The organism is Sporosarcina sp. Y1009 (assembly GCF_057669865.1).
The window spans coordinates 79,185-102,772 of sequence record NZ_JBYHFO010000011.1 but is presented as its reverse complement, the minus strand read 5'-3'; the positions used below and the strand labels follow the sequence as shown (position 1 = coordinate 102,772).

The window sequence follows — 23,588 nt, the reverse complement described above, 5'->3', positions numbered from 1 at the left end:
TGGTTAATTTCACCGCCAAATTACATTCTTTTTATAATTAGTGTACTAGCGTTTATTTTAGGTATTAAAGGTCTTAAAGATAAGAGAAATTGGCGGACAAAAACAAGAAGTTGGTTCACGATAACCTTGTCGTCGTTATTATCTATTGCACTTTTTTTAGCACTATCGTTTACACTCCTTTTTTCATCATTTGGGGCAAATGAACATATAAAGACGGTGAGTTCTCCAGACAATAGCTATACCATAGATTTCTATCGTTGGGATGCAGGAGCGGCGGGAACATTTGGGGTAAGAGGAGAATTGAATGGACCACTTTGGTTTAAAAAGAGAATTTATTATGAAAAAAGAACTGAAAACGTAAATGTTGAATGGAAAAGCAATAATAAAGTTTCGATTAACAATCATATTTTGAAATTAAATGAAGGCGATACTTTTGGATATTAATGTTTCTTAGCAACAATCTACTTGAATTTAACGGGTGCTTTAATTCAATAAGGATAGTAAAATATTTTACCAAAAAAACGCTCAGAAATCTGAGCGTTTTTACTTGTTTTTTATATAGCTATTTCACTGTTGAAATATATGCTGATTAACCTGTTATTTACGTTGTTAATTGCACTTTTCTCCCCATCAACCGAACCTGTTACTGGAATAGGTGTGTTTTTTTGTTTTTTGTATGGCTTTATTTTTTCTTTTCAAATCGTCGATTGTCAGAGCGGTAAAGGCCTTTTCCAAATGGCAGCCACCAGTTCCATTTGCCGAATAATTTCATGAGGCTTGGAACGAGTAGTAGGCGAATTATCGTTGCGTCAATGGCGACTGCAATGGCAATGCCGACCCCGATTTGTTTCACCGGCATGACATCGGTAAAAGCAAACGCCCCTGTTAAGACAATCATAATCAGTGCAGCAGACGTAATCACTTTACTTGTCGTTGCGAGTCCTTCAACCGTTGCTTTATCATTATCGAATGACTTGGCATACTCTTCTTGCATCCGTGAGATTAAGAACACTTCGTAGTCCATACTTAATCCAAACACAAGGCTAAAGACGATAACGGGAATGATGAGCGCAATTGTCCCAGCTTCTAGACCGAAATGTCCATATTGGAAAATATAAACGAGAATCCCGAATGTCGCGGACAATCCAATTATATTCATCAAAATTGCCTTAATGGGAATTATGAGCGATCTAAAAGCGATCATAAGAATGATAAACGTCGATATAACGATGAGTGCCAGAGCGTATCCGATTTTATTCCAGATTTCATCAAATATTTCTTGGTTGAATTTGGCTTCTCCACCAATTAGTAAATTCCATTCAGTCTCTTTCTCAGACCAATCACGCACCCAGTCCTGAGCGGCGTCAGCTGAACGGTCCGCTGCAAGTGTCAACGGAATCATCAGTTGATCGCCACTTACAAATGTTTCGAGTAAGGGAGTAAGTTGTGCCGTCATTTCGGGTACTTGCATGGCTTGGTTCCACTGCTGGGCTGAATCTATTTCGCTCACACTAAAGATCGTTGTCATATTCTTTACTAGTGAGTCGTTTTGTAATTGATCTTCAAGTTTCTTCATCGACTCAATTCCATCTTCATCCGTCCAGCCACCAGCTCGTTCGGCAATCATATAGACCTGAGACTCACCAGAGAGCTCAAATTCCTTTTCTATTAATTCGTAGGAGGAACGAGTGTCGTATGACTCGGGAAGCGAATCAATTTCCGGAATGGATAATTCCATATTTTTTACTGGAATGACGGCGATTGCAAGGAGAGCTACTGCAACAATTGTAATAAGAATCGGACGTTTTATGACACCGTTGGCAAATTTTCTCCAGCCATTTGAGTCGCTTGAGCTTACTTTTAATAAGCGGAACTTTTCAATTCGATCGCCAAGTGCAATCAGAACCGATGGTAACAACGTCACTGAACTGAGAACTGCCATAGCAACAACAATCATCCCACCGACAGCGATGTTCTGGAAAATATCCACTCGTATTAATAACATTGCGCCGAGCCCGATAAACACACAAAATGCTGAAAATATGACCGAGCGTCCAGCTGTTAGAATGGTTGTTGTTGTTGCAGCGAGTAAATCGCTATGCACACGTTCCTCACGAAAACGGCTAATGAATAACAATGCAAAGTCTATACTAAGCGCAAGTCCGAGCATTGGAATAATATTTAATACGAATATGGATAAATCAATTTGAGCACCTAGAATTGTCAAAACCCCAAAAGAGGTAACCACAGTGATTATACCAATCATCAGCGGCACTAAGGATGCGACTACGGTGCCGAAAGCAAATAGTAATACAATGATGGCAATTGGAAGTCCAATCGCTTCAGCAGTTATCAGGTCTTTCTGACTTGCTGCATTTATATCTTTGGATATTGCGGGAGCACCCGTTAATGTTATTCCGGCTTCATCTCCAATGACATCTCGAATCTCTGTTACAACATCAGACATATTGTCCATTTCATTTCCAAAGTGGAGGAGTGCATAGGACACATCATCTTTATAAAGTGATTCGTCATCCAGTGGGGAATCGATTGCGGATGCTAACTTAAGTTTACTTATGTCTTCGATGGTGGCGGAGATTTTATCATCACTCACCTTGTCGAATACGAGTAACATAGTTTCAGCTGGCATATCAAAAGTATCCGAGACGATGTCCATAACGGCTGCATGATCTCCGTCCATTTCAAAGCCGTCTCCTTGTAACATACTTGGCAGACGAATTGCGAAGATTGCCATGACGATAAAGATGGCAATCCATGCGAAAATTATGTATTTATAGCCTTTGGTAACAAGGCGTGCAAGTGACTGCAAATGACTCAACCCTTTCATTTGGATATAAAATCCTATTCTTCAATAATAACGGATTAGAACATAAATGTCTTTTTTCATAACCCCATTAATCATTATTAGACAAAGAAAAAAAGCCATTCCCCTAAGGGAATGGCTTTTGAATGGTTAGTTCAAATTAGTTTTTTTCAACGTTTGAAGCTTGAAGTCCACGTTCGCCTTGTTCGATTTCGAAAGTTACGTCTTGGCCTTCTTCAAGTGACTTGAATCCTTCACCTTGGATAGCTGAGAAATGTACGAATACGTCGTCGCCATCTTCACGTTCGATGAAGCCAAATCCTTTTTCTGCGTTAAACCATTTTACTTTACCTTGTTCCATGTTTGTTTCCTCCTCGTGTGTAAATTTTTACACACATTGTGTTACTATCCTTGCTCAAGTCTTGAAGCGGTCAAGAGACCATCATGTTGTCGAACAAAAATAATTCTTCTTTATCATAGCAGAGATGTTTGAACAATGCAAGGGAAATGTTGAAATTAAATAAACAATTAAAAACATCTTAGTTAAATCTATTGCGTCATACGATAAAAAGCTTCATCTTCGAATGTAAAAAACTATTCAAATGAAATCTAGAAAAAATGAAAGAAAAAAATCATATTTGAAACTTTCGTTAACTTCATTCGTATGTATAGTTGATGAAGAGTATAGTAGTATAAAGGGGTGTGGAATATGGAACTATTTGGTTTACCAATCGTGCAATTTTACTTGTATGCATTAATCATTTTAGCTCTCATTACAATTTTGTATGTGTTTTTCAGCGACATCGCCGAAGGAATTGGTGAAGGAAGTCCCTTATTGGATCCGGCAGTAGTGCTTTCATTTTTTACTTTTACAGCCGCAGCCGGTTATATTTTGGAACTCGTTGTGAGCTGGAATAGCGGTATCATTCTAATAGTAGCTTTAGCCATTGCCTTCGTGCTGGATCTATTACTATACTTCTTTGTCTTACTACCACTTTCATCAGCAGAAGTATCACTAGCCTACACAGAAGCCTCGTTAGCAGGCCAAGTTGGGAAAATTATCGTACCTGTACCAGTTGATGGATTCGGTGAAGTTGTCATTGAAACTGTGAATGGACTCATTTCTAAACGTGCATCAGGCTATGAAAACAGCAGCATTGATTACGGGAAGGAAGTACTTGTGATTGATGTGAAAGAAGGTACGCTGATTGTAAAAGAATATGAACCATTCCGTTTCGCAGATACCAATAAAAAAACATAAGGGGGAGTAAACAATGCCAGAAATTTGGATAGCAATTGGCGTCGTCGCATTTGTTTTATTGGCAGTAATTCTTGTATATATTTCGAAATACAAGACAGTAGGTCCAGATGAAGCCTTAATCGTAACAGGTAGTTATCTCGGAAGTAAAAATGTCCATTCGGATGATTCAGGAAACCGAGTGAAAATTATTCGAGGTGGAGGTACATTCGTATTTCCGATATTCCAACAATCAAAACCGTTAAGTCTCCTGTCAAGTAAACTTGAGGTAACAACACCTGAAGTCTATACTGAACAAGGTGTTCCGGTGATGGCGGACGGAACTGCGATTATCAAAATAGGTGGATCAATAACCGAAATCGCGACAGCAGCTGAACAGTTTTTAGGGAAATCGAAAGAAGACCGTGAAAACGAAGCGAAAGAAGTACTAGAAGGTCATTTAAGATCAATCTTAGGATCAATGACTGTAGAAGAAATTTATAAAAATCGTGATATGTTCTCCCAAGAAGTACAACGAGTTGCTTCACAGGATCTTTCCAAAATGGGACTCATCATCGTTTCATTTACTATTAAAGATGTGAGAGATAAAAATGGTTACCTCGATTCACTAGGGAAGCCGCGTATCGCACAAGTTAGACGTGATGCAGATATCGCAACAGTTGAAGCTCAAAAGGAAACACGTATTAAAAATGCGGAAGCATCAAAAGAAGCACAAAAAGCAGAGATTGAACGTGCAACTGAAATCGCCGAAGCTGAAAAAGAAAATCAGTTGAAAGTTGCAGAGTATCGTCTTGAGCAAGATCGTGCTAAAGCGAAAGCGGACCAGGCATACGAATTGCAAACAGCGCGTTCCAAACAAGAGGTTATGGAACAAGAAATGCAAATTCAAATCATCGAGCGTCAAAAACAAATTGAACTTGAAGAACATGAAATATTACGACGCGAGAAGCAGTACGACTCCGAAGTTAAGAAAAAAGCGGATGCGGATCGTTACGCAATCGAGCAAAATGCAACGGCAGCAAAATCTAGACAAATGGCTGAAGCAGATGCTGAGAAATATAGTATTGAAGCGAGAGCAACAGCTGACGCCGAAAAAGTTCGTCTTGATGGTCAAGCGAGAGCGGACTCTCAACGTGCACAAGGTGAATCTGAAGCAGATATTATCCGCCTGAAAGGTCTTGCAGAAGCGGAGGCGAAACGCAAAATCGCGGAAGCATTCGAACAATATGGCCAGGCAGCAATGCTTGATATGGTAATTACCATGATTCCTGAGTACGCGAAACAAATTGCGAGCCCACTTTCAAACATTGACAAGATTACAGTTGTCGATACAGGTGGTGGAGAAGGCGGCGGTGCGAACAAAGTTACTTCGTACGCAACTGATCTAATGTCTACACTCCAAGAAACATTGAAAGCCACTTCAGGCATCGACGTTAAAGAAATGTTGGAAAGCTATGCGGGCAAACACAATCTACGCCCAAGTATCGACCAACTAACACACGCTGTAGCAAAAAGTGATACAGTCGAAGCTGAAACTGCAACAACAGAAGAATAATAGCTTGAACGAAAACGGAACCCATAAAATCGGGTTCCTTTTTTTATGTTGCCATACCGACATGAGGAAGAATACTGGAATCGTCTCGATCCGGGAATAAACGTTGCCGCACCGAGCACAACGGACATCGCAACGGGAGCAACCCGCCCCGCACCGCACCGATCATAAAAACAGGAATCGGCTCGATACGGGAATAAATATTGCCGCACCGAGCACAACCGTCTTCGCACCGGGAACAAACCACTCCTTATCGACCACAACCGTCCCCAAACCGATATCATCTACCAGTTAGCCTGAAAAATCCTAACAATCCACTCGAAAAACTTAAGAATTTCTTCATTTTTATCCTTATATAACCTTAAGAACAATTCCCTATAATTAAAACCAGTAATAGGTGGAGGGGAAAATATGATTACAATCAAAGGATTAAATCATTCATTCAAAATCGGTAAAAAAGGAAAAGAGAAACATATCCCGGTATTAAGGGATGTGAATTTTGAAGTGAATCAGGGCGAGATTGTTTCGATCGTCGGAAAAAGTGGATCGGGGAAGTCAACGCTTTTACATATACTCGCAGGATTCATGACGCCAGAAAGTGGAGAAATTAAAGTGAAAGGCATTGAAACCACTAGCTTTAATGAGGCGGAGAATGCAGCGTTCAGACTGGACAATTATGGCTTTATCTTTCAAAACTTTCAACTCATGCCCGGACTAAACGCATTTGAAAATGTTGAGTTACCACTCAAGCTCAAAGGCATTGAAAAGGCAGAGCGCAAAGAAAAAGTGAAAACATTAATGAAATATGTCGGCCTAACAGAAGTTCAAGACCACTATCCAAACGAATTGTCAGGTGGACAGCAACAACGGGTCAGTATCGCGCGAGCGCTTATTACAGATCCACCAATTATTTTAGCGGATGAACCAACTGGAAGTCTCGATTCGGAAACGGAGCAAGAAATTCTATTACTCATTCAATCGCTGAATAAAAACCGAGGCATCACATTTGTCATCATCACTCACGACGATGAAGTTGCGCAAACAGCGAATCGGGTTTACACAATGCACGACGGTGAATTAAAGGAAGGAGTCGTTCAACATGCAATTTAAAGATCAAATCGACTTCGTTCGACAACATATTTCGAAAAACAAATTACGCGTATTCATGACGGTTCTTGCCGCAACGATGGGAACAGCATTTCTAATCGTTCTAGCCTCAGTCGGTTTTGGGATTCACGATACGATTAGTAAAGAGATTTTATCGGATCGAAAAGTAACCGAAATTCAAGTGTATGCAAGTGAAATGACACAAGAAAAAGCTGATGAGTTTAAAAAAATCGATCATGTGAATGCAGTAGTTAATCGACAAGAATTAAACGCACAAACAGAAACGAGCTTTAAAAACATGAAAGGCCATAATGGCATTATAGCAACCGACTTTATTGAAGAAGGAAAAGTAGGATTCAAACTAGCTGAAGGAAGATTGCCAGAAAACTCGAACGAAGTTGTTGTCGGCAGCCACTTTGGTCAATTCCTCCTTACAGAAGAAGAGGCGAATGGTGAAGTAGTAGTTGAAGAAGGGGAAGAAGGTTTTAAGGGCTATGAAGGAAATCTAGTAGGTGAACAATTTACAGTGCAATTAGGCGATTTCGAAGGAAATATGTTTGGAAATGACGGCCTAACGCTAACAATCGTAGGTGTCGCGACACCCCCTGCTAGAGATTGGTTTACAGATAACAGTATCTATACAAATGCATCGCTCATTCCAACAATCGAAAAAATCTTTACAACTAATGCTGAGGGAGAACTAGACGATCATCCAGATGCAATGCAATTATTTTATAATAACGTAATGGTCTACGCTGATAATTTAGAAAATGTAAAAGGGATTACGAAGACATTAAAGGACCAAGGACTAAGTGTATATTCAGTCACGGAAGAGTTAGATCAGCTTGATGTCTTCTTCTTCGCATTAAAAGCTGGACTCATTTTCGTAGGGACAATTGCAATTTTGATTTCCTCCATCGGGATTTTCAACACTATGACGATGGCAGTGACGGAGCGTACTCGTGAAATTGGGGTTATGAAGGCGATTGGAGCTAAGCCGAAATTGATTCAGCGACTGTTTCTTATGGAGAGTGCGTGGATTGGGATTTTAGGTACATTCCTTGCCATCGTGATTTCATACGGTGTCAGTATGATTGCAAACTTCGTACTCCCAATTATCGTAACTGCAGCATTGGGAGAGGAAGACTTCGGAGACATCCAAGTTAAATTTTCAATAATTCCATGGCAACTTGTTGTGATCGCTTCTACCATTAGTATTTCCGTTGCGATGATCTCAGGGTGGCGGCCAGCACGTAAAGCAACAAAAATTGATGTAATTAATGCACTTAGAACCGAATTATAATAAATAAATAAATTATCAATTAACTGCAATGATTTTCGTATGAATTTCACCTAACCCTTGTTATAATTAACAGGGTTAGGTGAAATTCGACAAGGTACGTCAAAATCTGCAGGAGTTGTTTAAGAAGTTGTCGCTAAACAAATCATATTACACAAAAAATGGTTATCCAACCTTACGTCTCGGATATGCAGAAGTCATCTTATATGGAAGATGGGACGGTTTATCAAACGCGCTTTATTCATTACAAAAAGATAATGTATTATGGGTCCAATATAATAAAAACACAGACACTCCTGGTATTGAGACATACACCTTATTAAACGGGATTGTTGAAATTCGTTATGAAGGCAAGAACCGCCTTATGAAGATCGGGGAAACGATTGATGCCTCTCTATACGAGAACACGATTTTTCTATATGGAAAAGAGGATGCGGATTTATTAATCAAAGCTTCTCATGAACATTTTGAACCTGATTTCTTTGAAACTCAATTGCTTCAAAAAGAAGCCGATGCAATTGAAAAGCTCGATGGGTATACGTACAATCATTGCAACCGTATTAAAGATTATTCACTTGAAGTTTGGACGCACCTCGGGTTACCTCATGAAAAGCTTCGTATACTTAGGTGGGGGGCATACTTTCACGACATAGGAAAGCGCGCAATTCCGCTTGAAGTGCTGAATAAACCCGGAAAACTGACTGCTCTTGAATGGGAGATTATGAAAAATCATACGATCGAGGGCGCAAAAATTATGCGTGAACATAAAGTGAAATGGTTAAAAGATGCGGCTACGATTGTCGAGCAACACCATGAACGTTTTGATGGAAAAGGATATCCTTACGGCCTAAAAGCCAATGAAATTTCACTCAAAGCTTCAATCGTTGCTGTTGTCGACGCATTTGACGCAATGACAACAAATCGTATTTACAAAAAAGCAATTCCCATAAAAGATGCAATCCAAGAACTCATCAACGAAAAAGGAAAGCAATTCAATCCCAAGATTGTCGACGCGTTTATCGGAGTTTTAAAGAAAAAGAGCTATAAATGGCAATAATATAAATGACTATCGAAATGTTTTTAAACAGGATAGTCATTTTTTGTACAATAATATATATTCACGATTTACTAATTATTTCACTTAAACATATCAAGCATTCTCTGAATGGAGTTAACATACAAAAAAGTCATGGTATAATAGAAGTGAATGTAAGGATACATAACGGAAGGCGGATGAAAGATGGATTATCGTATTGAACATGACACATTTGGTGAAATTCAAGTTCCAGCGGACAAACTATGGGGTGCACAAACACAACGTAGTAAACAAAACTTTAAAATTGGCGGCGAAAAAATGCCGATTGGCGTGATTCGCGCATTTGCACATTTGAAAAAAGCCGCAGCGATTGCGAGCCATGCAAACGCTGCCATTTCTGATGCTAAATTGAATGCGATTTCAGCAGCAGCAGACGAAATTATCGCAGGAAAACTAGACGACAACTTCCCGCTAGTTGTTTGGCAAACGGGATCCGGTACACAGTCAAATATGAACGTGAACGAAGTAATTGCCTACCGGGGTAACGAATTACTAAAAGCATGGGCTGAAGAAGAGCGCCTCCACCCGAATGATGATGTAAACAAATCTCAAAGCTCAAACGATACATTCCCAACAGCACTTCATGTTGCAGGGGTAATCGCTGTACAAGAGCAACTACTCCCAGCGATTGCAAAACTAAAAGAAACATTTGCGAAAAAGTCGGAAGAATTCTCTGATATTATTAAAATCGGCCGTACGCATTTACAAGACGCAACACCATTGACGCTAGGACAAGAAATTAGCGGATGGCATCGTATGCTTGAAAAAACTGAGAAAATGATTGCCGATAGCGTCGAATCGATGAAAGAACTAGCAATCGGCGGAACAGCAGTTGGTACTGGTTTAAACGCACCTGAAGGATTTGGTGACCGTGTTGCTGAAGAAATCAGCAGTGCAGTCGGCATTGAATTCACATCTGCAAAAAATAAATTCCACTCACTCACAAGCTATGATGAAATCGTCTATGTTCACGGTGCGGTAAAAGCACTTGCAGCAGACATTATGAAAATTGCAAATGACGTACGTTGGTTAGCTAGTGGTCCGCGTTCTGGTATTGGTGAAATTACAATTCCGGAAAATGAACCAGGTAGTTCAATCATGCCAGGAAAAGTGAATCCAACACAAAGTGAAGCCATCACAATGGTCGTCGCACAAGTAATGGGGAACGACACAACAATCGGATTTGCAGCGAGCCAAGGTAATTTTGAATTAAACGTATTCAAACCGGTTATTATTTACAACTTCCTGCAATCCGTGACTTTACTATCGGATGCAATTATTAGCTTCAATGACAACTGTGCGGTAGGAATCGAACCAAACCGAGAAGTAATCGACCATCACGTGAATAACTCATTGATGCTCGTAACTGCTCTGAACCCGCATATCGGTTATGAAAATGCAGCCAAAATTGCAAAAACCGCACATGCTAACGGTACAACATTAAAAGAAGCGGCACTTGCGACAGGTCTATTAACAGAAGAACAATTTGACGAATATGTTGATCCGTCGAAAATGACTGATAACTCATAATTTGCATTAAGTGAAAGAATATAGGACAACCTTATCAATAAGATAAGGTTGTCTTTTTACTTGGTCTTTTTGCAATTATGTCCTGTAATGCTATAATTTTAATTGAGAATGGTTTTCAGTTGAAAAGTAAAGAGAAGTGTAGGGGGAATTTTGATGAGTCATGAAAATAAAAACACAGCAGTTGAGCTAAATATAATGAATCGAAGAACTATCAAGTCGTTCAAAGAAGACCAAGTTGATACGGAAGAAATCATTGAACTACTCAATATAGCAAAATGGGCGCCAAACCATAAATTAACACAACCTTGGCGTTTTCAATTGTATACAGGTAAAGGCAAAGAAATATTTGCCCAAGCGTATATTGATTCGCAGCCTACTGTTGAAGGGGAAGTTTCCGAAAAGGTAGTTAGAAAAGCACAATATTACAAAGAGATACCTCTCCAACTCGTCATTATTATGCCTGAAGATCCACGTCAAAGAACATGGGACGAGGACTACGGTGCGGTTTCTACGTTTATTCAAAACTTCCAATTAGCCGCTTGGGAAAGAGGAATTGGTATGATTTGGCGGACAAATGAGTGGGTGTATAATCCGATTTTTAGAGAAGGCATCGGAGTGAAACCCGGCGAAAAAATTGTCGCAACGATGATGATTGGCTATCCAAAACATATACCGAAAGCGAAAGAACGGACAGATATTCGGGAACTGATCACAATTATAGATAAATAATTAAGTAAAGAAATATACATAATGGGTAAACCGACGTTACTAAAGGCTTTGTTTATCATACATATAGAGTAGACGGCTGATGAATTAAATGCACCTAGTTAGTATACAGAAATCATTCTGTGATATATTACATGGACTGTACTGTTTTCGGTAGTCTAGTCAAACGAAATGTCGTATTGTCCAATTTGTAGATGAACATAACTATAAAATAAAAGGAATGATTGTATGTTGCACATGAAGATAGAACCCAAAACCCTTGATATTCTAAAGGAAAAGATTCAAATGATTAAGACCGATGAAGGGGCTATTTATCTGGTAGGTCCGATTAGCCTCCCTGTGAATCTATTCGGAGAAACAGTTGTGTTTCAGTGGTATAGCTGGCTTAGTCAATGCCAAGTAACGGACAATTATCAAGAAATCATTGATAAGTTATCATCCGAGAATTTGGCTGAATTTCAACAGTCAAGCGTGCTAGTTTATGGAGATTTTAAAAACACAGAAGATGCGCTAATCCGCCTGCATTCTATTTGTCATACGGGTGATATATTTGGGAGTAAAAGATGCGACTGTGGCTATCAATTAAAGCAGTCGATGAAAAATATTGCAGATCACGGAACAGGGGCCTTATTTTATTTGGCGAATCATGAAGGTCGTGGGATTGGTTTGTTCAGCAAGGCCATGGCTTATGTCCTACAAGAAAATGGATACGATACAGTGGAAGCGAATGAAAGCCTTGGGTTTGTCGATGATTCCAGAAATTATGACGACGCGATTAGTGTTTTAAAAACACTTCGAACAAAACCTGTTAAGCTCATGACGAATAATCCCAAGAAGCTAGAAGCACTACAGAATGCAGGCCTTCCTATATCGGGAAGAGAGCCATTATGGGGCGATAAATCAACGTTCAATGAAAAGTATTTGCAAACAAAAGTAGAGCGTTCAGGACATCTAGATGAAGCAGGAGATTGTCCAAATGACTAACCATGAATTTTATATGAATTTAGCACTTAATAATGCATCTGCAATGAAAGGACAAACTGATCCAAATCCACTTGTAGGTTCAGTTATCGTCAATGAAAATCGTATCGTTGGTATTGGAACGCATTTAAAAGCAGGAGAACCGCATGCTGAAATACATGCCATTCGAATGGCTGGTGACAAAGCAAGAGGTGGAACGATTTATGTGACACTGGAACCATGCTCGCACTTTGGACGGACGGGTCCATGCGCGGTAGCAATTGTGGAAGCGGGTATTAAAAAGGTAGTGATCGCAACGCTAGATCCAAACCCAGTCGTTGCAGGCAACGGAGTTAAGATTTTGGAAGATGCAGGAATTGAAGTAATCGTTGGTGTCATGCAAGAGGAATCTAGGCAGATGAACGAAGTATTTAACAAATTCATCGTCGAACAGAAGCCGTACATCACGATGAAAGCAGGCAGCACATTGGACGGTAAAATCGCTACACATACAGCAGATAGTAAGTGGATTACATCCGCTGAAGCGAGATACGACGTCCATGTGCTCCGCAATGAAAATATGGCGATATTGGTCGGTGTAAATACAGTCATCGAGGATAATCCAGAACTGACAACAAGGATTCCGAATGGCAGAAATCCGATTCGAATCATTCTAGATTCCACCCTGCGAATTCCGCTCGATTCAAAAGTTGTTACGGACGGACAAGCAGAAACGTGGATTTTCACTGCAAATACATGTGACCCGGTTGCTAAGGGAAAGTTGGAAGAAAGAGGCATCTCCATTTATCCAACTTCGGGAATAAAGCATGTGAACCCAAATGATGTTGTTCGTATTCTTGGTGAAAAAAATGTTTCTTCGGTATTACTCGAAGGGGGCGGCACGATTCATGCTGCATTCCTTGAAAGTCAGCTCGTTGATAAAGTAGAAATTTATATTGCACCGAAACTAGTCGGTGGTTCACAGGCACCTACATTTCTTGAGGGTGCTGGGGTTGAACTCATGCGCGATGCCGTGGATTTAGAAAATCTTCAGATTACCCAAATCGGTAAAGATTTCAAGTTCACAGGTTATCCGAAATATGCTAGAAAACAAACTGAGGGAGAATAATATGAGATTCGGTTTTGACATAGATGATACACTGATTAACCTAAGAGAACATGCTTTTCAGCTATATAATAAAAAGTTGAACCAGGACGTGGAAATAGATCTTTTTCATGCACTCGACAAAGTAGAAATTCATGAACTTTTTGGCATGACTAACGAGCAGGGAAGCGAAATGTGGAACAGTTCATTAGATGAAATCTATTACACATCATGCCCGCCTTATCCTGATGCGGTGGAAACTTTGCAAAGGCTAGATAGAGACGGACATGAAATTTATTACATTACAGCAAGGCCGAAAGAACACGGACAACGTACAATGGAATGGATGATTGCCAACAAATTTCCTGTTCAAAAAGACCGGTTTTTTTACGGCATGAATGATGAGGACAAGGTTCATATTATTAAAGACTTGGAACTGGATTATTATTTTGATGACAAGCCTGCCGTTTTAGAGACGTTAAGAGACCAACCGTTAAAGTTATATGCAAAAACTCAGCCCTATAATAAACATTTAGACATTTCACGGATTGAAAATTGGTCAGAACTAAATGCGATACTCGGCTTCACAAAATTGTAACCCCTAAACTTGATGATTATGGTTATGATAGATGGACAACGACGCATTTAGGAGTGACGATAAATGAAAAAAACACTACCATTAATTTTACTGGCATTGATTCTTGTTCTCTCAGCATGCGGAAAAAGTACGAATACGACGCATGAAAAACATGATTTAGCTGTCGGCGAACATCATCAACTTCCTAACGGTGATATCCAGGAAGTGACTGCTTCGGCCGATATTTTGCCATCTTTTCTTGATGACAAACCCGAAGATATGAGACTCGTTTATCAAGTAGCTGCCACCGCCACCGATATCATCGAGTGGATGCCGTGCTACTGCGGCTGTGGTGAAAGTGCGAATCACGAAAGTAATATGAACTGCTTCATTGATGAAATCCGTGAAGATGGTTCAGTCGTATGGGACGATCACAGCACACGTTGTCAAGTATGTCTTGATACTGCTGTAGATTCGGTCATGATGACGCAAGAAGGAAAATCACTAAAAGAAATTCGTACGATTATTGATGAAACTTATAAAGAAGGCTACGCGAAACCAACAGATACGCCGATGCCGTCATAAGCTATGAACGCAGACACGAAAAAGTGCCTGCGTTTTTTTAATCCAATGTTATACTAATCAAAAAAGGATGATAAGAATGATAGGATTACCGTTTGTTGCATCATGGAGCGGCGGCAAGGATTCCGCCATGGCTTATTATCGGGCACTGCAATCCGGAGCTGTCCCAAAAAGAGTATGGACAATGTTTGAAGAAAATCAGGAACGATCGAAATCCCACGCACTTCCAATAGAAATAATTAAAGCGCAAGCAGTGAGTATAGGAGTCCCGCTTATGATTCGCGGGGCGGACTGGAATGGCTACGAAGCACAATTTTTAGATGCGATGAAAGAATGCAAAGAAGCAGGAATTAATCACGGCGTATTCGGCGACATCGATTTAGAGGACCATTTAACATGGATTAGGGAAACCTGTTCGAAAGTTGGAATTGAGGCGGTTCATCCTTTGTGGTTAGAGCCTCGTGAAAAAGTCGTAAAAGATTTCGTAGAAGCAGGATTTGAAGCATACATTGTCGTAGTGAATACAACAATGATGCCGAGTGAATTTATCGGAAGAAAATTCACGACCGAATTAATTGATGAGCTAGAGGTACTCGGCATTGATTCATGCGGGGAAGCCGGTGAATTTCATACCGTCGTTGTAAATGGTCCGATATTCAGCGAACGGGTTCCTATCGTATTTTCGGGTCAACATGAACGTGATGGTTATGTATTTTTAGATGTGACCATAAACTCGTAACGTATCAATCACCTAAAACGTCTGATTGGGTAGGATGGTGATTATATTGGGAATGAAAAAATGGCCACTTGTTGTGTTTGCAATCGCATTATTTATACTAGTTTCAACAGGTTGTTCGAAGCCTGTGCCAAAGATTTCTTCTATGCTTAGTGAAATGCCGGATGATTTTAATTTTAGTCTAGCCTACGGTGTTGAAGGAAAACAAAAAGTGGATACATTCAAAAACATCGTCGTAAAAGACCTTGTAGAAGATGGAACAATTGAAGCGGCAATCACATTAGATGACGGCGACATGAAAAGTATTTATAGCAAAATGGCTGACATGAATATTATGGGGGAACTCGATTTAGGAAATCCTCAAAATCAATGTGCATCAGAACCAGAGATGAATACCGAATGGACGATTCAAGCAAATGGTGAAACTAAAAATCTCCAGTACAAGATATTCTGTAGCGAAACGAAGGACACCGCATCGCTTACGTCCTTAGAACAATATATTCGTGAAATTATAGCGGGAAAAGCTGAATACAAAGAACTTCCAGAGTCTCGTGGAGGTTATGAATAATCGGAAAAGCGGTATAACTGTTCTTGAGAGGAATTGAATTTTGCTTAGTAAAATAAGTGTACAAGAAAAACCGAGCTCATGTGCTCGGTTTTTGTGTATTCATAATTATTCCTATCAAAGCGATGATATACTAAAGACAAGAGCAGTAAATAGAGAGGGGATTGGTTTATGGGGGATAATATGAGGAACTTTATGGGGTTACTTTTGATTTTACTCGCTTAGTCTTTTTCGTTATTTGAATTCTTAACTAGAGATTATTGGCCAACAAGGGTTTTTCCATTAGTATTTTTCGTATTTTTTATAATCGTATTTATTGTATTTATTAAAGAATCTCTAAAAAAAGAAAGAAAGTAGCAGGGGTGAGATGAGATGTACAAAACAATCGGAATTCTAGCGCATGTAGATGCCGGAAAAACAACATTCTCCGAGCAGCTACTTTATCATACAAATAGCATTGGGCAAAGAGGTCGCGTTGATCATAAAGATGCATTTCTAGATAGCCATAGCATCGAGCGAGACCGAGGCATAACTGTATTTGCGGATCAAGCCCAATTTACATACAACAATTCAACTTACACAATCATCGACACGCCGGGACACGTAGATTTTTCGCCGGAAATGGAACGCGCGATACAAGTAATGGATTACGCGGTCGTCATTATTAGCGCGGCAGACGGCGTCGAAGGGCATACCGAAACGGTGTGGCAATTGCTTAGAAAACACCAAGTGCCAACCTTTTTCTTTCTGAATAAAATCGATCGAGAAGGAACGAATATTGCGGATGTTATTAAAGAAATTCGAGAAAACTTAACGGATGATGTCTTTGATTTCACGACAAGTTTTACTAACGGTGTGATGGAAGAAGAGTTAATTGAATTCATCGCTGAACGTGATGAAGACTTATTTGAGCATTATATGGAAAATGGATATGACAAGAGTCTGTGGCTCGGAAAATTGAAAGAAATGATTCGAAATCGTCAAATCTTTGCATGTTCAGCAGGGTCAGCCTTGCATGATAAAGGTGTGGCGGAGTTCCTCTATTTATTAGACCAATTAACGGAAACATCGTATTCGGACGACAGCGATTTCGCGGCGCGCGTGTACAAAATTAGGCATGACGAGAATGGAAATCGAATCACCTATCTAAAATCAATGAGCGGTTTACTGAGCGTGCGAGATGATGTGAAAATTGGAGAGCTGACGGAAAAAATTACGCAAATTAGACTCTATAATAGCAATCATTTTGAATCGGTCAATCAAGTGAAAGCCGGTCAACTATTCGCTGTGGCAGGTTTGAAAAATGTGAATATCGGTGATGGGGTGGGGGGATTAAAGGAGAAGGCGAGTTTCGAGTTAGTGCCTACACTGACATCTAAAGTTGTCTATGATTCAACTATCCATCCGAAAGAAATGTTGCATTGTTTCAAGCTTTTAGATGCGGAAGACCCTTCATTACGAGTGGTTTGGGATGAACATTTTAAAGAAATCCATGTTCACGTGATGGGGATTATCCAGCTGGAAGTGCTCGAACAAATTGTAAAAGAACGTTTTTCTTATACGGTTTCGTTTAGTGACCCGGACATTCTATACAAAGAAACAATAGAAACAACCGTCATTGGCTATGGTCACTTTGAGCCTTTAAGGCATTATGCCGAAGTACATCTTAAAATAGAACCGGCTGACCGAAATAGCGGTATCTCTTTTGATAATGTCTGTCATGCCAATGATTTATCAATTGGGAATCAAAACCTGATCCACAGTCATTTATTTGAACGAAATCATCACGGGTTATTAACAGGATCTACTTTAACAGACGTTAAAATCACATTGTTAACGGGCAGAGGCCATAATGAACATACTTCCGGCGGTGATTTCAGGGAAGCAACGTTTCGCGCCTTGCGACAAGGATTAGAACAAGCTGAAAATAATTTACTTGAACCTTATTATGATTTCAAAATAAAAGTAGATATCGATGTAATGGGGCGTGTCCTCACCGATATTCAAAAAGCACAGGGAACATTCGATTCACCAGAAACAGTGGGGGACAAAACAATCATAAAAGGACGCGTACCCGTCGCTACCTTCATGAATTACAGTCCTACATTTGCATCCATTACTAATGGAAAAGGGATATTATCACTACAGTTTGGCGGTTATGACCGTTGCCACAACCCAGAACAAGTAATCGAAGAAATTGGATACGATAAAAATGCCGATCCAGCGTACACGTCTTCATCAATCTTCTGTGCCAAGGGAAAAGGGTATTCAGTCCCGTGGGATGAAGCGAAAGCTGCGATGCATTGTTTGTAAAAAACAAAAAAACTGCTAACGATGATTTTGTTAGCAGTTTTTTTATTTTATTTTTATCAAACGTACTTCACTCATCTTCCACAGCCACCAGAAAAATGCGTTCATCGAATCCGCCGCGTTTCTTTGCTTTATCGAGACGGATTTTCTCGAGTTCTTCAATGGTTGTCCCATATGTGTTTGCGGCAGCATAAATAAGTTCAAGTAAATCTGCAAGTTCCTCAATAAAATCTTCGTTTGATCTTGCATCTTCATACTCAGCAAGTTCTTCGTGCATCTTCTTATTAATTTCAATCAAATAGTCATCTTCTTCAAGAATGCGAGACGTAAAGGTCTGTCCCGACAACTCAATGATATCCGGAATGCGATCGCGTACAAGTTTATTATAAACTGGCATACCCACAACTCCTTTATAAAGGAACAGATTTCTTCTTATAATAATAGCACGACTATCATTGATTGATAGAATTATCGAGCAATAAAAGTGTTTCCGTACTAATCTTCCACTTTTTGGATTACAATATCAATATAACTATTTACTAGCTATGAAACGAATCGTTGGTATCAAACGTCTTATCTACAGGACCATAAAATGGTAGAAATTCTTTCACATACATAAAGAGAAGGTGCTCAAAATTGGGTGATAAAGAAATCACATTTTTGCTTCCAGCGTTTAATGAAACAGAGAATATCTTGCTAATTTTTGATGCGATTTGCGATCAAATGCAGGGGAGCGGTTATTCGTTTGAATTGCTGTTCATTGACGATGGAAGTAAGGACGAGACGTTATCTGCAATAAGGAGTTTGTCCATTAATTATAAATTCGTCAAATATGTTTCATTCTCAAGAAACTTTGGGAAGGAAGCTGCGATTTATGCTGGGCTGCAACACGCAAAAGGGGATGCGGTCATTTTAATGGATGTGGATTTACAGCATCCGCCTTCTTTAATTCATGAACTAATACAAGGTTATGAAGAAGGTAACCACCAAGTCGTTGCCAAGCGGAACAGAGAAGGAGATTCGAAGTTACGTTCACTTCTCTCATCCACGTTTTACCGGTTTATGAATCAATCCGTAAACGTCAAATTAATTGACGGGGAGGGTGATTTCCGGCTATTGAGTCGAAAAGCGGTTGATGCGCTATTACGATTGAGTGAGGGAAATCGCTTCTCGAAAGGACTTTACGAATGGATAGGCATGGAGAAAAAAACAATCTCTTATGAAAATGTGGCGCGTGAAAACGGGAATTCAAAATGGTCAATTGCACAACTGTTGAATTACGGAATTGATGGTTTAGTTTCCTTCAATACGAAACCACTGCGCCTATGTTTTTATGCGGGTTTTGCAATCATGGGTTTTTCATTGTTGTATATCATTTGGAGCTTCATTTCGATTCTGCAATTTGGCGTTGATGTTCCTGGGTATTTTACACTGATCTCTGCCATTCTTTTTCTGGGCGGTCTTCAACTATTCTGTCTTGGCATACTAGGCGAATATATTGGACGAATTTATAATGAAACGAAAAAGCGCCCGCATTATTTGATTAACGATACAAATATTATGCGTAGTGAAGGCGAGCGAGAGAGCAGGATTTATCATGAGTCGTGAGTTTATAAGGTTTGTCATTGTCGGTGTTGCCAATACGGCTGTTTACTATGCAATCTATTATCTATTCCTGCAAATCATAGAAATCCATTATTTAATAAGTCATGGGATTGCGGTTGGACTTAGTATGATTTTTTCTTATTTTTTGAATGTCTATTTTACCTATAACGTTAAACCAAGTTGGCAGACATTTTTTCTGTTTCCCGTAACGCAAGCGGTGAATATCATTGTGACGGCAATTTCGCTTTGGGTACTTGTCGACTGGATTGGATTATCTGCTTTATATGCGCCGTTTGCAGCACTCGTGTTGACCGTTCCAATTACTTTTTTTGTGACAGGGAGAGTTTTAAAACGAAATGAAAGAACAACTTGAGATAGATAACCCAACTAAAAAGACAAAACACCAATGGTTTTGGATCATTGTAATCGCCATAGCTGTGTCGATTGCTAGCCATGCTTTTTTTATAACAGAATCATTTAAAGGGAATTTAATGACGGGGATGAATGACGGGTTATCACAAATGATTCCGTTTAAGCAATTTATCTATAATGAGTATACGAGTGGGAATTTCTTTTACTCCGACTCTTTCGGGTTTGGCGGTGGATTTTTCTCTCAACTTGGCTATTACTTCACGACGAATATATTCTATTTGCTCGTCGTTGTCGTGGTCTTTTCAATGGAATGGATCGGACTGATTCAGCATCCCGACATTCAGTTTTGGACGGATGCTTTATTGCCAATCAGTATTTTCCGGTTAACACTAATTATTTTGCTAACAACGGCTTTTTTCCGCCAGCTCTCTTTTTCGATTAGGGCTTCGGTTATTGCCGCAATTGTGTACGGAACGAGTATTATTTATTTCCGCCATGTCATGTACTGGGATTTCTTCAGCGACGGTATGTTATGGCTTGTTTTATTGTTGATGGGTGTCGAAAAAATCATTCGGCGCGAGTCACCTGTGTTATTTATTGTTGCGGTTAGTGCGAATTTAATCACGAACTTTTATTTTTCTTATATTAACTTTTTACTCGCTTTTATTTACATCGTTATGCGTTTATTTATACACTTTAGTGCGAATGAAGAGAAATGGTGGAAACAGGGCGTGCAATTCAGTCTGTATGGGGTACTAGGATTCCTCGTGAGTGCATTTGCTTTTATACCAAGTGTTGTCGGGTTCTTGAATAATTCGCGCCCGGCTTTTGAAGACGCCATTCCACTACTAGGATTTACGGAAAATATCATTTTGAATGCGCGCATTATTTACTTGCCTGCATTGGTGTTTATTGCACTTCTTTTCGTAACACTTTATAAGCACCCAAGATTTCGTTTTTTTGCTTTGTTAATCATGATTGGTATACCGATGCATTTCAGTCCAATGATCGCCAGTGTTTTTAATGGGTTTTCCGCTCCGCAATACCGATGGGAGCATTTCTTATGTCTTTGTTTCGCGGGAATTATTGCATGTGTTTATGATTATGTGAAGGAAATTCAGTTACGACAGGTTATTTATGGTTCAGTCGTATTTATCGGCGTCGTCTTAGTCATCCTAATTTATGATTCAGGTTCGTTTCCAGATAGATGGATTGAACTTACAATTCCGTTGTTATCTTTATTGACGATCTTACTTTATGTGTTGATGACGAAATATAATGCGAAACGAGCACGTCTTTCATTCATGGTTGTCACTGTGTTTATCGTCTTAATCACGGCGAATTATTACCAAGCGACCAAATTGACATCGACTACGAGGGTGACAAGCGAAGGCTATATGAATTCGGAACGTTACAATTCACCAGAGCAACAGCAGCTAATTGATAAGTTAACAGCCCAGTTGGTGAATGACGATAGCCGGATTGATTGGCTCGCGCCTACGCGAAATAACACGCCGATTGTGCAAGACTTCGATGGGATGAGTGTGTATTCGAGCATCTTGAATAAGCATTTACTGCATTTCTATTATGATGATTTACAAATTGACATGCCATTTGAAAGCGTTAGTCGTTACGCTTCTTTAGGGCTGCGAACAAATTTATACAGTGTGCTGAATGGTCAATTTTATATGCACAGTAACGATGAAAAGGCTGTGCCATATGGGTTTGAAGACGTCGAGACGTCAGCGAATTATCGTGCTTATGAGAATGGCTATCTACTTCCTTCATTCCGCAAAACGAGCACGTATTATAGCGGCGATTTAATGAAAGACGAACCGATTTTGGCCAGAGAACATGCGATGCTCGAAGGCGCCATTGTCGAAGGAGATCATGAATTTGTGGAACCCCCTCAAGTGGTTGAATTGAGCAATTACGAATTAACCCCCTTTGACGCGGAATATGATGGCAAGCTGCTTGAAGTCGCTGAATCAGGAGGACTTACTTTTCAGTTCAATGATGACGTAGGTGACGGCGATATTTATGTTTCCTTATATATTGAAGGCATTAAGCAGCCGAAGCGTTTTTTATTGGAAGTAAATGAATATCATACGCTCAGAAAAGCATCACAGTCGATTTATCGAACGGGTGTCAATCAACTAACGATTCGAATAAAAGCGGACGACCGAATCACTTTAACCTTGCCAAAAGGGAACTATCATTTACGAGATATTCAATTTTTCAAGGAAGATTATACGACGTTGAAAAAAGTGAAGACATTCTATGAGAGTGAAGAACCTTTGATAATTCAGTGGGAAAATGGGAATGTTACTGGATCGGTGGTTAGTGAACAACCGGGTGAGATTATTGTGACGCCGATTCCATATGAACTTGGCTGGTCATTGCGCGTAAATGGTGAAACAGTTCCGTTAGAAAAAGTGAATTTCGCATTCCTTGGAATTCCTTTGACGGAAGGCATGAACGATATCGAAATGAAGTATCGACCACCTTACTTTAGCTTGACGTGGAAAATGACAACTGTAGGTTTGTTGTTGTTGGGCATGATTATGGTTTATCAGTATAGAAAAAGAAAAAAGCATCATGTTGAGGCACCGAACGACTAAAGTCAATATAAAAAGCATTGGTGATAGCACTAACGGGTTCGGTACACGGGGAGAAAACGTTGAAAAGCATAGCAAATGGGGACGCAATTCACACTTGAATTGATGTCCCCATTTTTGTTGCCATATCAATGTTTAAGGAAATTATCGAAAGAAAATAGCAATACAATTGGTAAACCAATTAACAACAGCAAATAAATTTATGTGCCTCTGCCAATTGCACTGCTAATAAGATTGTTGATTGGAGGTTGAGAAAATGTTTTAGAAATAACTGAAGACATTGAAGGGAGTAAAAGATTTTGTGCTAAAATAGAGCAATAAGACAGCTTATTCAGCAAATGGAGCCAGATTGTTGAAATTAATTAATCATCGGAGGAAGATTTATGAAAAAAACTTTTGGGTTATTCATTATCCTTTTCACATTAATACTTGCCTCTTGTGGGGGAGTATCAACTGCCTCAACGTTGATGGTGATTGAAAAAGGTCAGTTAAGCAACAACAAAGAATATTGGATTAAGGCATATGACCCATACAATCAAAACAAAGAAGAAGCATATAAGATAATGATACAAGAAAAGATGGTCTGGAACCTTATCGAGGAAGATAAAGAGTATTTCGCCTTGTATTCAAAAAAAGGAGATAATCTTCGGGTTTTAGAAAACATTCAGCATTAGTGGCTGGGAAAGCGTAATGTTTAGTGTAATCCTCTCTCATAACAATCGGGCGCGATTGTTGAACAAATGCCCAGGTTATTATACCTGAGCA

Annotated in this window: 22 protein-coding genes; 19 read left to right on the top strand and 3 right to left on the bottom strand. The window is 39.6% G+C overall.

Going from position 1 to position 23,588, the window contains the following annotated elements:
• Window positions 1–126 precede the first annotated feature (126 nt).
• Window positions 127–444, top strand: coding sequence for a DUF5412 family protein (locus tag AC25Y1_RS13850; RefSeq protein WP_488148582.1), 318 nt, complete (start codon window positions 127–129; stop codon window positions 442–444).
• Window positions 445–682: 238 nt separating this feature from the next.
• Here the strand turns inward: AC25Y1_RS13850 and AC25Y1_RS13845 are convergent, their stop codons facing one another.
• Both AC25Y1_RS13845 and AC25Y1_RS13840 read right to left on the bottom strand, forming a co-directional pair.
• A complete protein-coding gene (locus tag AC25Y1_RS13845; RefSeq protein ID WP_488148581.1) occupies window positions 683–2,848 on the bottom strand; it encodes an MMPL family transporter in 2,166 nt (721 codons plus the stop codon).
• Window positions 2,849–2,984: 136 nt separating this feature from the next.
• A complete protein-coding gene (locus AC25Y1_RS13840) occupies window positions 2,985–3,185 on the bottom strand; it encodes a cold-shock protein (RefSeq protein ID WP_172370628.1) in 201 nt (66 codons plus the stop codon).
• A gap of 348 nt (window positions 3,186–3,533) precedes the next feature.
• On the opposite strand from AC25Y1_RS13840, the gene AC25Y1_RS13835 reads away from it, so the two are divergent.
• The 14 genes from AC25Y1_RS13835 to AC25Y1_RS13770 all read left to right on the top strand — a co-directional run bounded on the left by AC25Y1_RS13835 (window position 3,534) and on the right by AC25Y1_RS13770 (window position 18,231).
• On the top strand, window positions 3,534–4,085 hold the full coding sequence (locus AC25Y1_RS13835; protein ID WP_488148580.1) for an NfeD family membrane protein: 552 nt from the start codon (window positions 3,534–3,536) through the stop codon (window positions 4,083–4,085).
• A gap of 13 nt (window positions 4,086–4,098) precedes the next feature.
• Window positions 4,099–5,637, top strand: coding sequence for a flotillin lipid rafts scaffold protein FloT (floT, locus tag AC25Y1_RS13830; protein ID WP_488148579.1), 1,539 nt, complete (start codon window positions 4,099–4,101; stop codon window positions 5,635–5,637).
• A gap of 408 nt (window positions 5,638–6,045) precedes the next feature.
• Complete coding sequence (locus AC25Y1_RS13825) at window positions 6,046–6,744, top strand: ABC transporter ATP-binding protein (RefSeq protein WP_488148578.1); 699 nt, start codon at window positions 6,046–6,048, stop codon at window positions 6,742–6,744.
• Window positions 6,734–8,044, top strand: coding sequence for an ABC transporter permease (locus AC25Y1_RS13820; protein ID WP_488148577.1), 1,311 nt, complete (start codon window positions 6,734–6,736; stop codon window positions 8,042–8,044). The genes AC25Y1_RS13825 and AC25Y1_RS13820 overlap by 11 nt, the downstream gene beginning before the upstream one ends.
• A 115-nt stretch (window positions 8,045–8,159) precedes the next feature.
• Window positions 8,160–9,098 carry an HD-GYP domain-containing protein gene (locus AC25Y1_RS13815; protein ID WP_488148576.1) on the top strand — a complete coding sequence of 313 codons (939 nt, stop codon included), beginning with the start codon at window positions 8,160–8,162 and terminating at the stop codon, window positions 9,096–9,098.
• Between the two features lie 183 nt (window positions 9,099–9,281).
• Complete coding sequence (gene fumC / locus AC25Y1_RS13810; RefSeq protein ID WP_488148575.1) at window positions 9,282–10,667, top strand: class II fumarate hydratase; 1,386 nt, start codon at window positions 9,282–9,284, stop codon at window positions 10,665–10,667.
• A 153-nt stretch (window positions 10,668–10,820) separates the two neighbouring features.
• Window positions 10,821–11,396, top strand: coding sequence for a nitroreductase family protein (locus tag AC25Y1_RS13805; RefSeq protein WP_488148574.1), 576 nt, complete (start codon window positions 10,821–10,823; stop codon window positions 11,394–11,396).
• A 225-nt stretch (window positions 11,397–11,621) separates the two neighbouring features.
• A complete protein-coding gene (locus tag AC25Y1_RS13800) occupies window positions 11,622–12,377 on the top strand; it encodes a GTP cyclohydrolase II (protein WP_488148573.1) in 756 nt (251 codons plus the stop codon).
• A complete protein-coding gene (ribD, locus tag AC25Y1_RS13795) occupies window positions 12,370–13,482 on the top strand; it encodes a bifunctional diaminohydroxyphosphoribosylaminopyrimidine deaminase/5-amino-6-(5-phosphoribosylamino)uracil reductase RibD (protein WP_488148572.1) in 1,113 nt (370 codons plus the stop codon). The genes AC25Y1_RS13800 and ribD overlap by 8 nt, the downstream gene beginning before the upstream one ends.
• 1 nt (window position 13,483) lies before the next feature.
• Complete coding sequence (locus AC25Y1_RS13790) at window positions 13,484–14,056, top strand: 5' nucleotidase, NT5C type (protein ID WP_488148571.1); 573 nt, start codon at window positions 13,484–13,486, stop codon at window positions 14,054–14,056.
• Window positions 14,057–14,119: 63 nt separating this feature from the next.
• Window positions 14,120–14,620 (top strand): PCYCGC motif-containing (lipo)protein, encoded by a 501-nt coding sequence (locus AC25Y1_RS13785; RefSeq protein WP_488148570.1) that lies wholly within the window; start codon window positions 14,120–14,122, stop codon window positions 14,618–14,620.
• Between the two features lie 76 nt (window positions 14,621–14,696).
• Window positions 14,697–15,356 (top strand): Dph6-related ATP pyrophosphatase, encoded by a 660-nt coding sequence (locus AC25Y1_RS13780; protein ID WP_488148569.1) that lies wholly within the window; start codon window positions 14,697–14,699, stop codon window positions 15,354–15,356.
• A 46-nt stretch (window positions 15,357–15,402) separates the two neighbouring features.
• Complete coding sequence (locus tag AC25Y1_RS13775) at window positions 15,403–15,921, top strand: hypothetical protein (protein WP_488148568.1); 519 nt, start codon at window positions 15,403–15,405, stop codon at window positions 15,919–15,921.
• Window positions 15,922–16,290: 369 nt separating this feature from the next.
• Window positions 16,291–18,231: a GTP-binding protein gene (locus AC25Y1_RS13770; protein WP_488148567.1), complete on the top strand. Its 1,941-nt coding sequence runs from the start codon at window positions 16,291–16,293 to the stop codon at window positions 18,229–18,231.
• Between the two features lie 67 nt (window positions 18,232–18,298).
• Here the strand turns inward: AC25Y1_RS13770 and AC25Y1_RS13765 are convergent, their stop codons facing one another.
• A complete protein-coding gene (locus tag AC25Y1_RS13765; RefSeq protein WP_488148566.1) occupies window positions 18,299–18,625 on the bottom strand; it encodes a pyrophosphohydrolase domain-containing protein in 327 nt (108 codons plus the stop codon).
• A 239-nt stretch (window positions 18,626–18,864) separates the two neighbouring features.
• Between AC25Y1_RS13765 and AC25Y1_RS13760 the strand changes: the two genes are divergently transcribed.
• The 4 genes from AC25Y1_RS13760 to AC25Y1_RS13745 all read left to right on the top strand — a co-directional run bounded on the left by AC25Y1_RS13760 (window position 18,865) and on the right by AC25Y1_RS13745 (window position 23,497).
• On the top strand, window positions 18,865–19,836 hold the full coding sequence (locus AC25Y1_RS13760; protein ID WP_488148565.1) for a glycosyltransferase family 2 protein: 972 nt from the start codon (window positions 18,865–18,867) through the stop codon (window positions 19,834–19,836).
• Entirely contained in the window at window positions 19,826–20,206 is a 381-nt protein-coding gene (locus AC25Y1_RS13755; protein ID WP_488148564.1) for a GtrA family protein, read from the top strand. The genes AC25Y1_RS13760 and AC25Y1_RS13755 overlap by 11 nt, the downstream gene beginning before the upstream one ends.
• Window positions 20,190–22,826 (top strand): YfhO family protein, encoded by a 2,637-nt coding sequence (locus AC25Y1_RS13750; RefSeq protein WP_488148563.1) that lies wholly within the window; start codon window positions 20,190–20,192, stop codon window positions 22,824–22,826. The genes AC25Y1_RS13755 and AC25Y1_RS13750 overlap by 17 nt, the downstream gene beginning before the upstream one ends.
• Before the next feature lie 380 nt (window positions 22,827–23,206).
• Window positions 23,207–23,497, top strand: a complete 291-nt coding sequence (locus tag AC25Y1_RS13745) for a hypothetical protein (protein WP_488148562.1) — start codon at window positions 23,207–23,209, stop codon at window positions 23,495–23,497.
• Window positions 23,498–23,588: the final 91 nt, after the last annotated feature.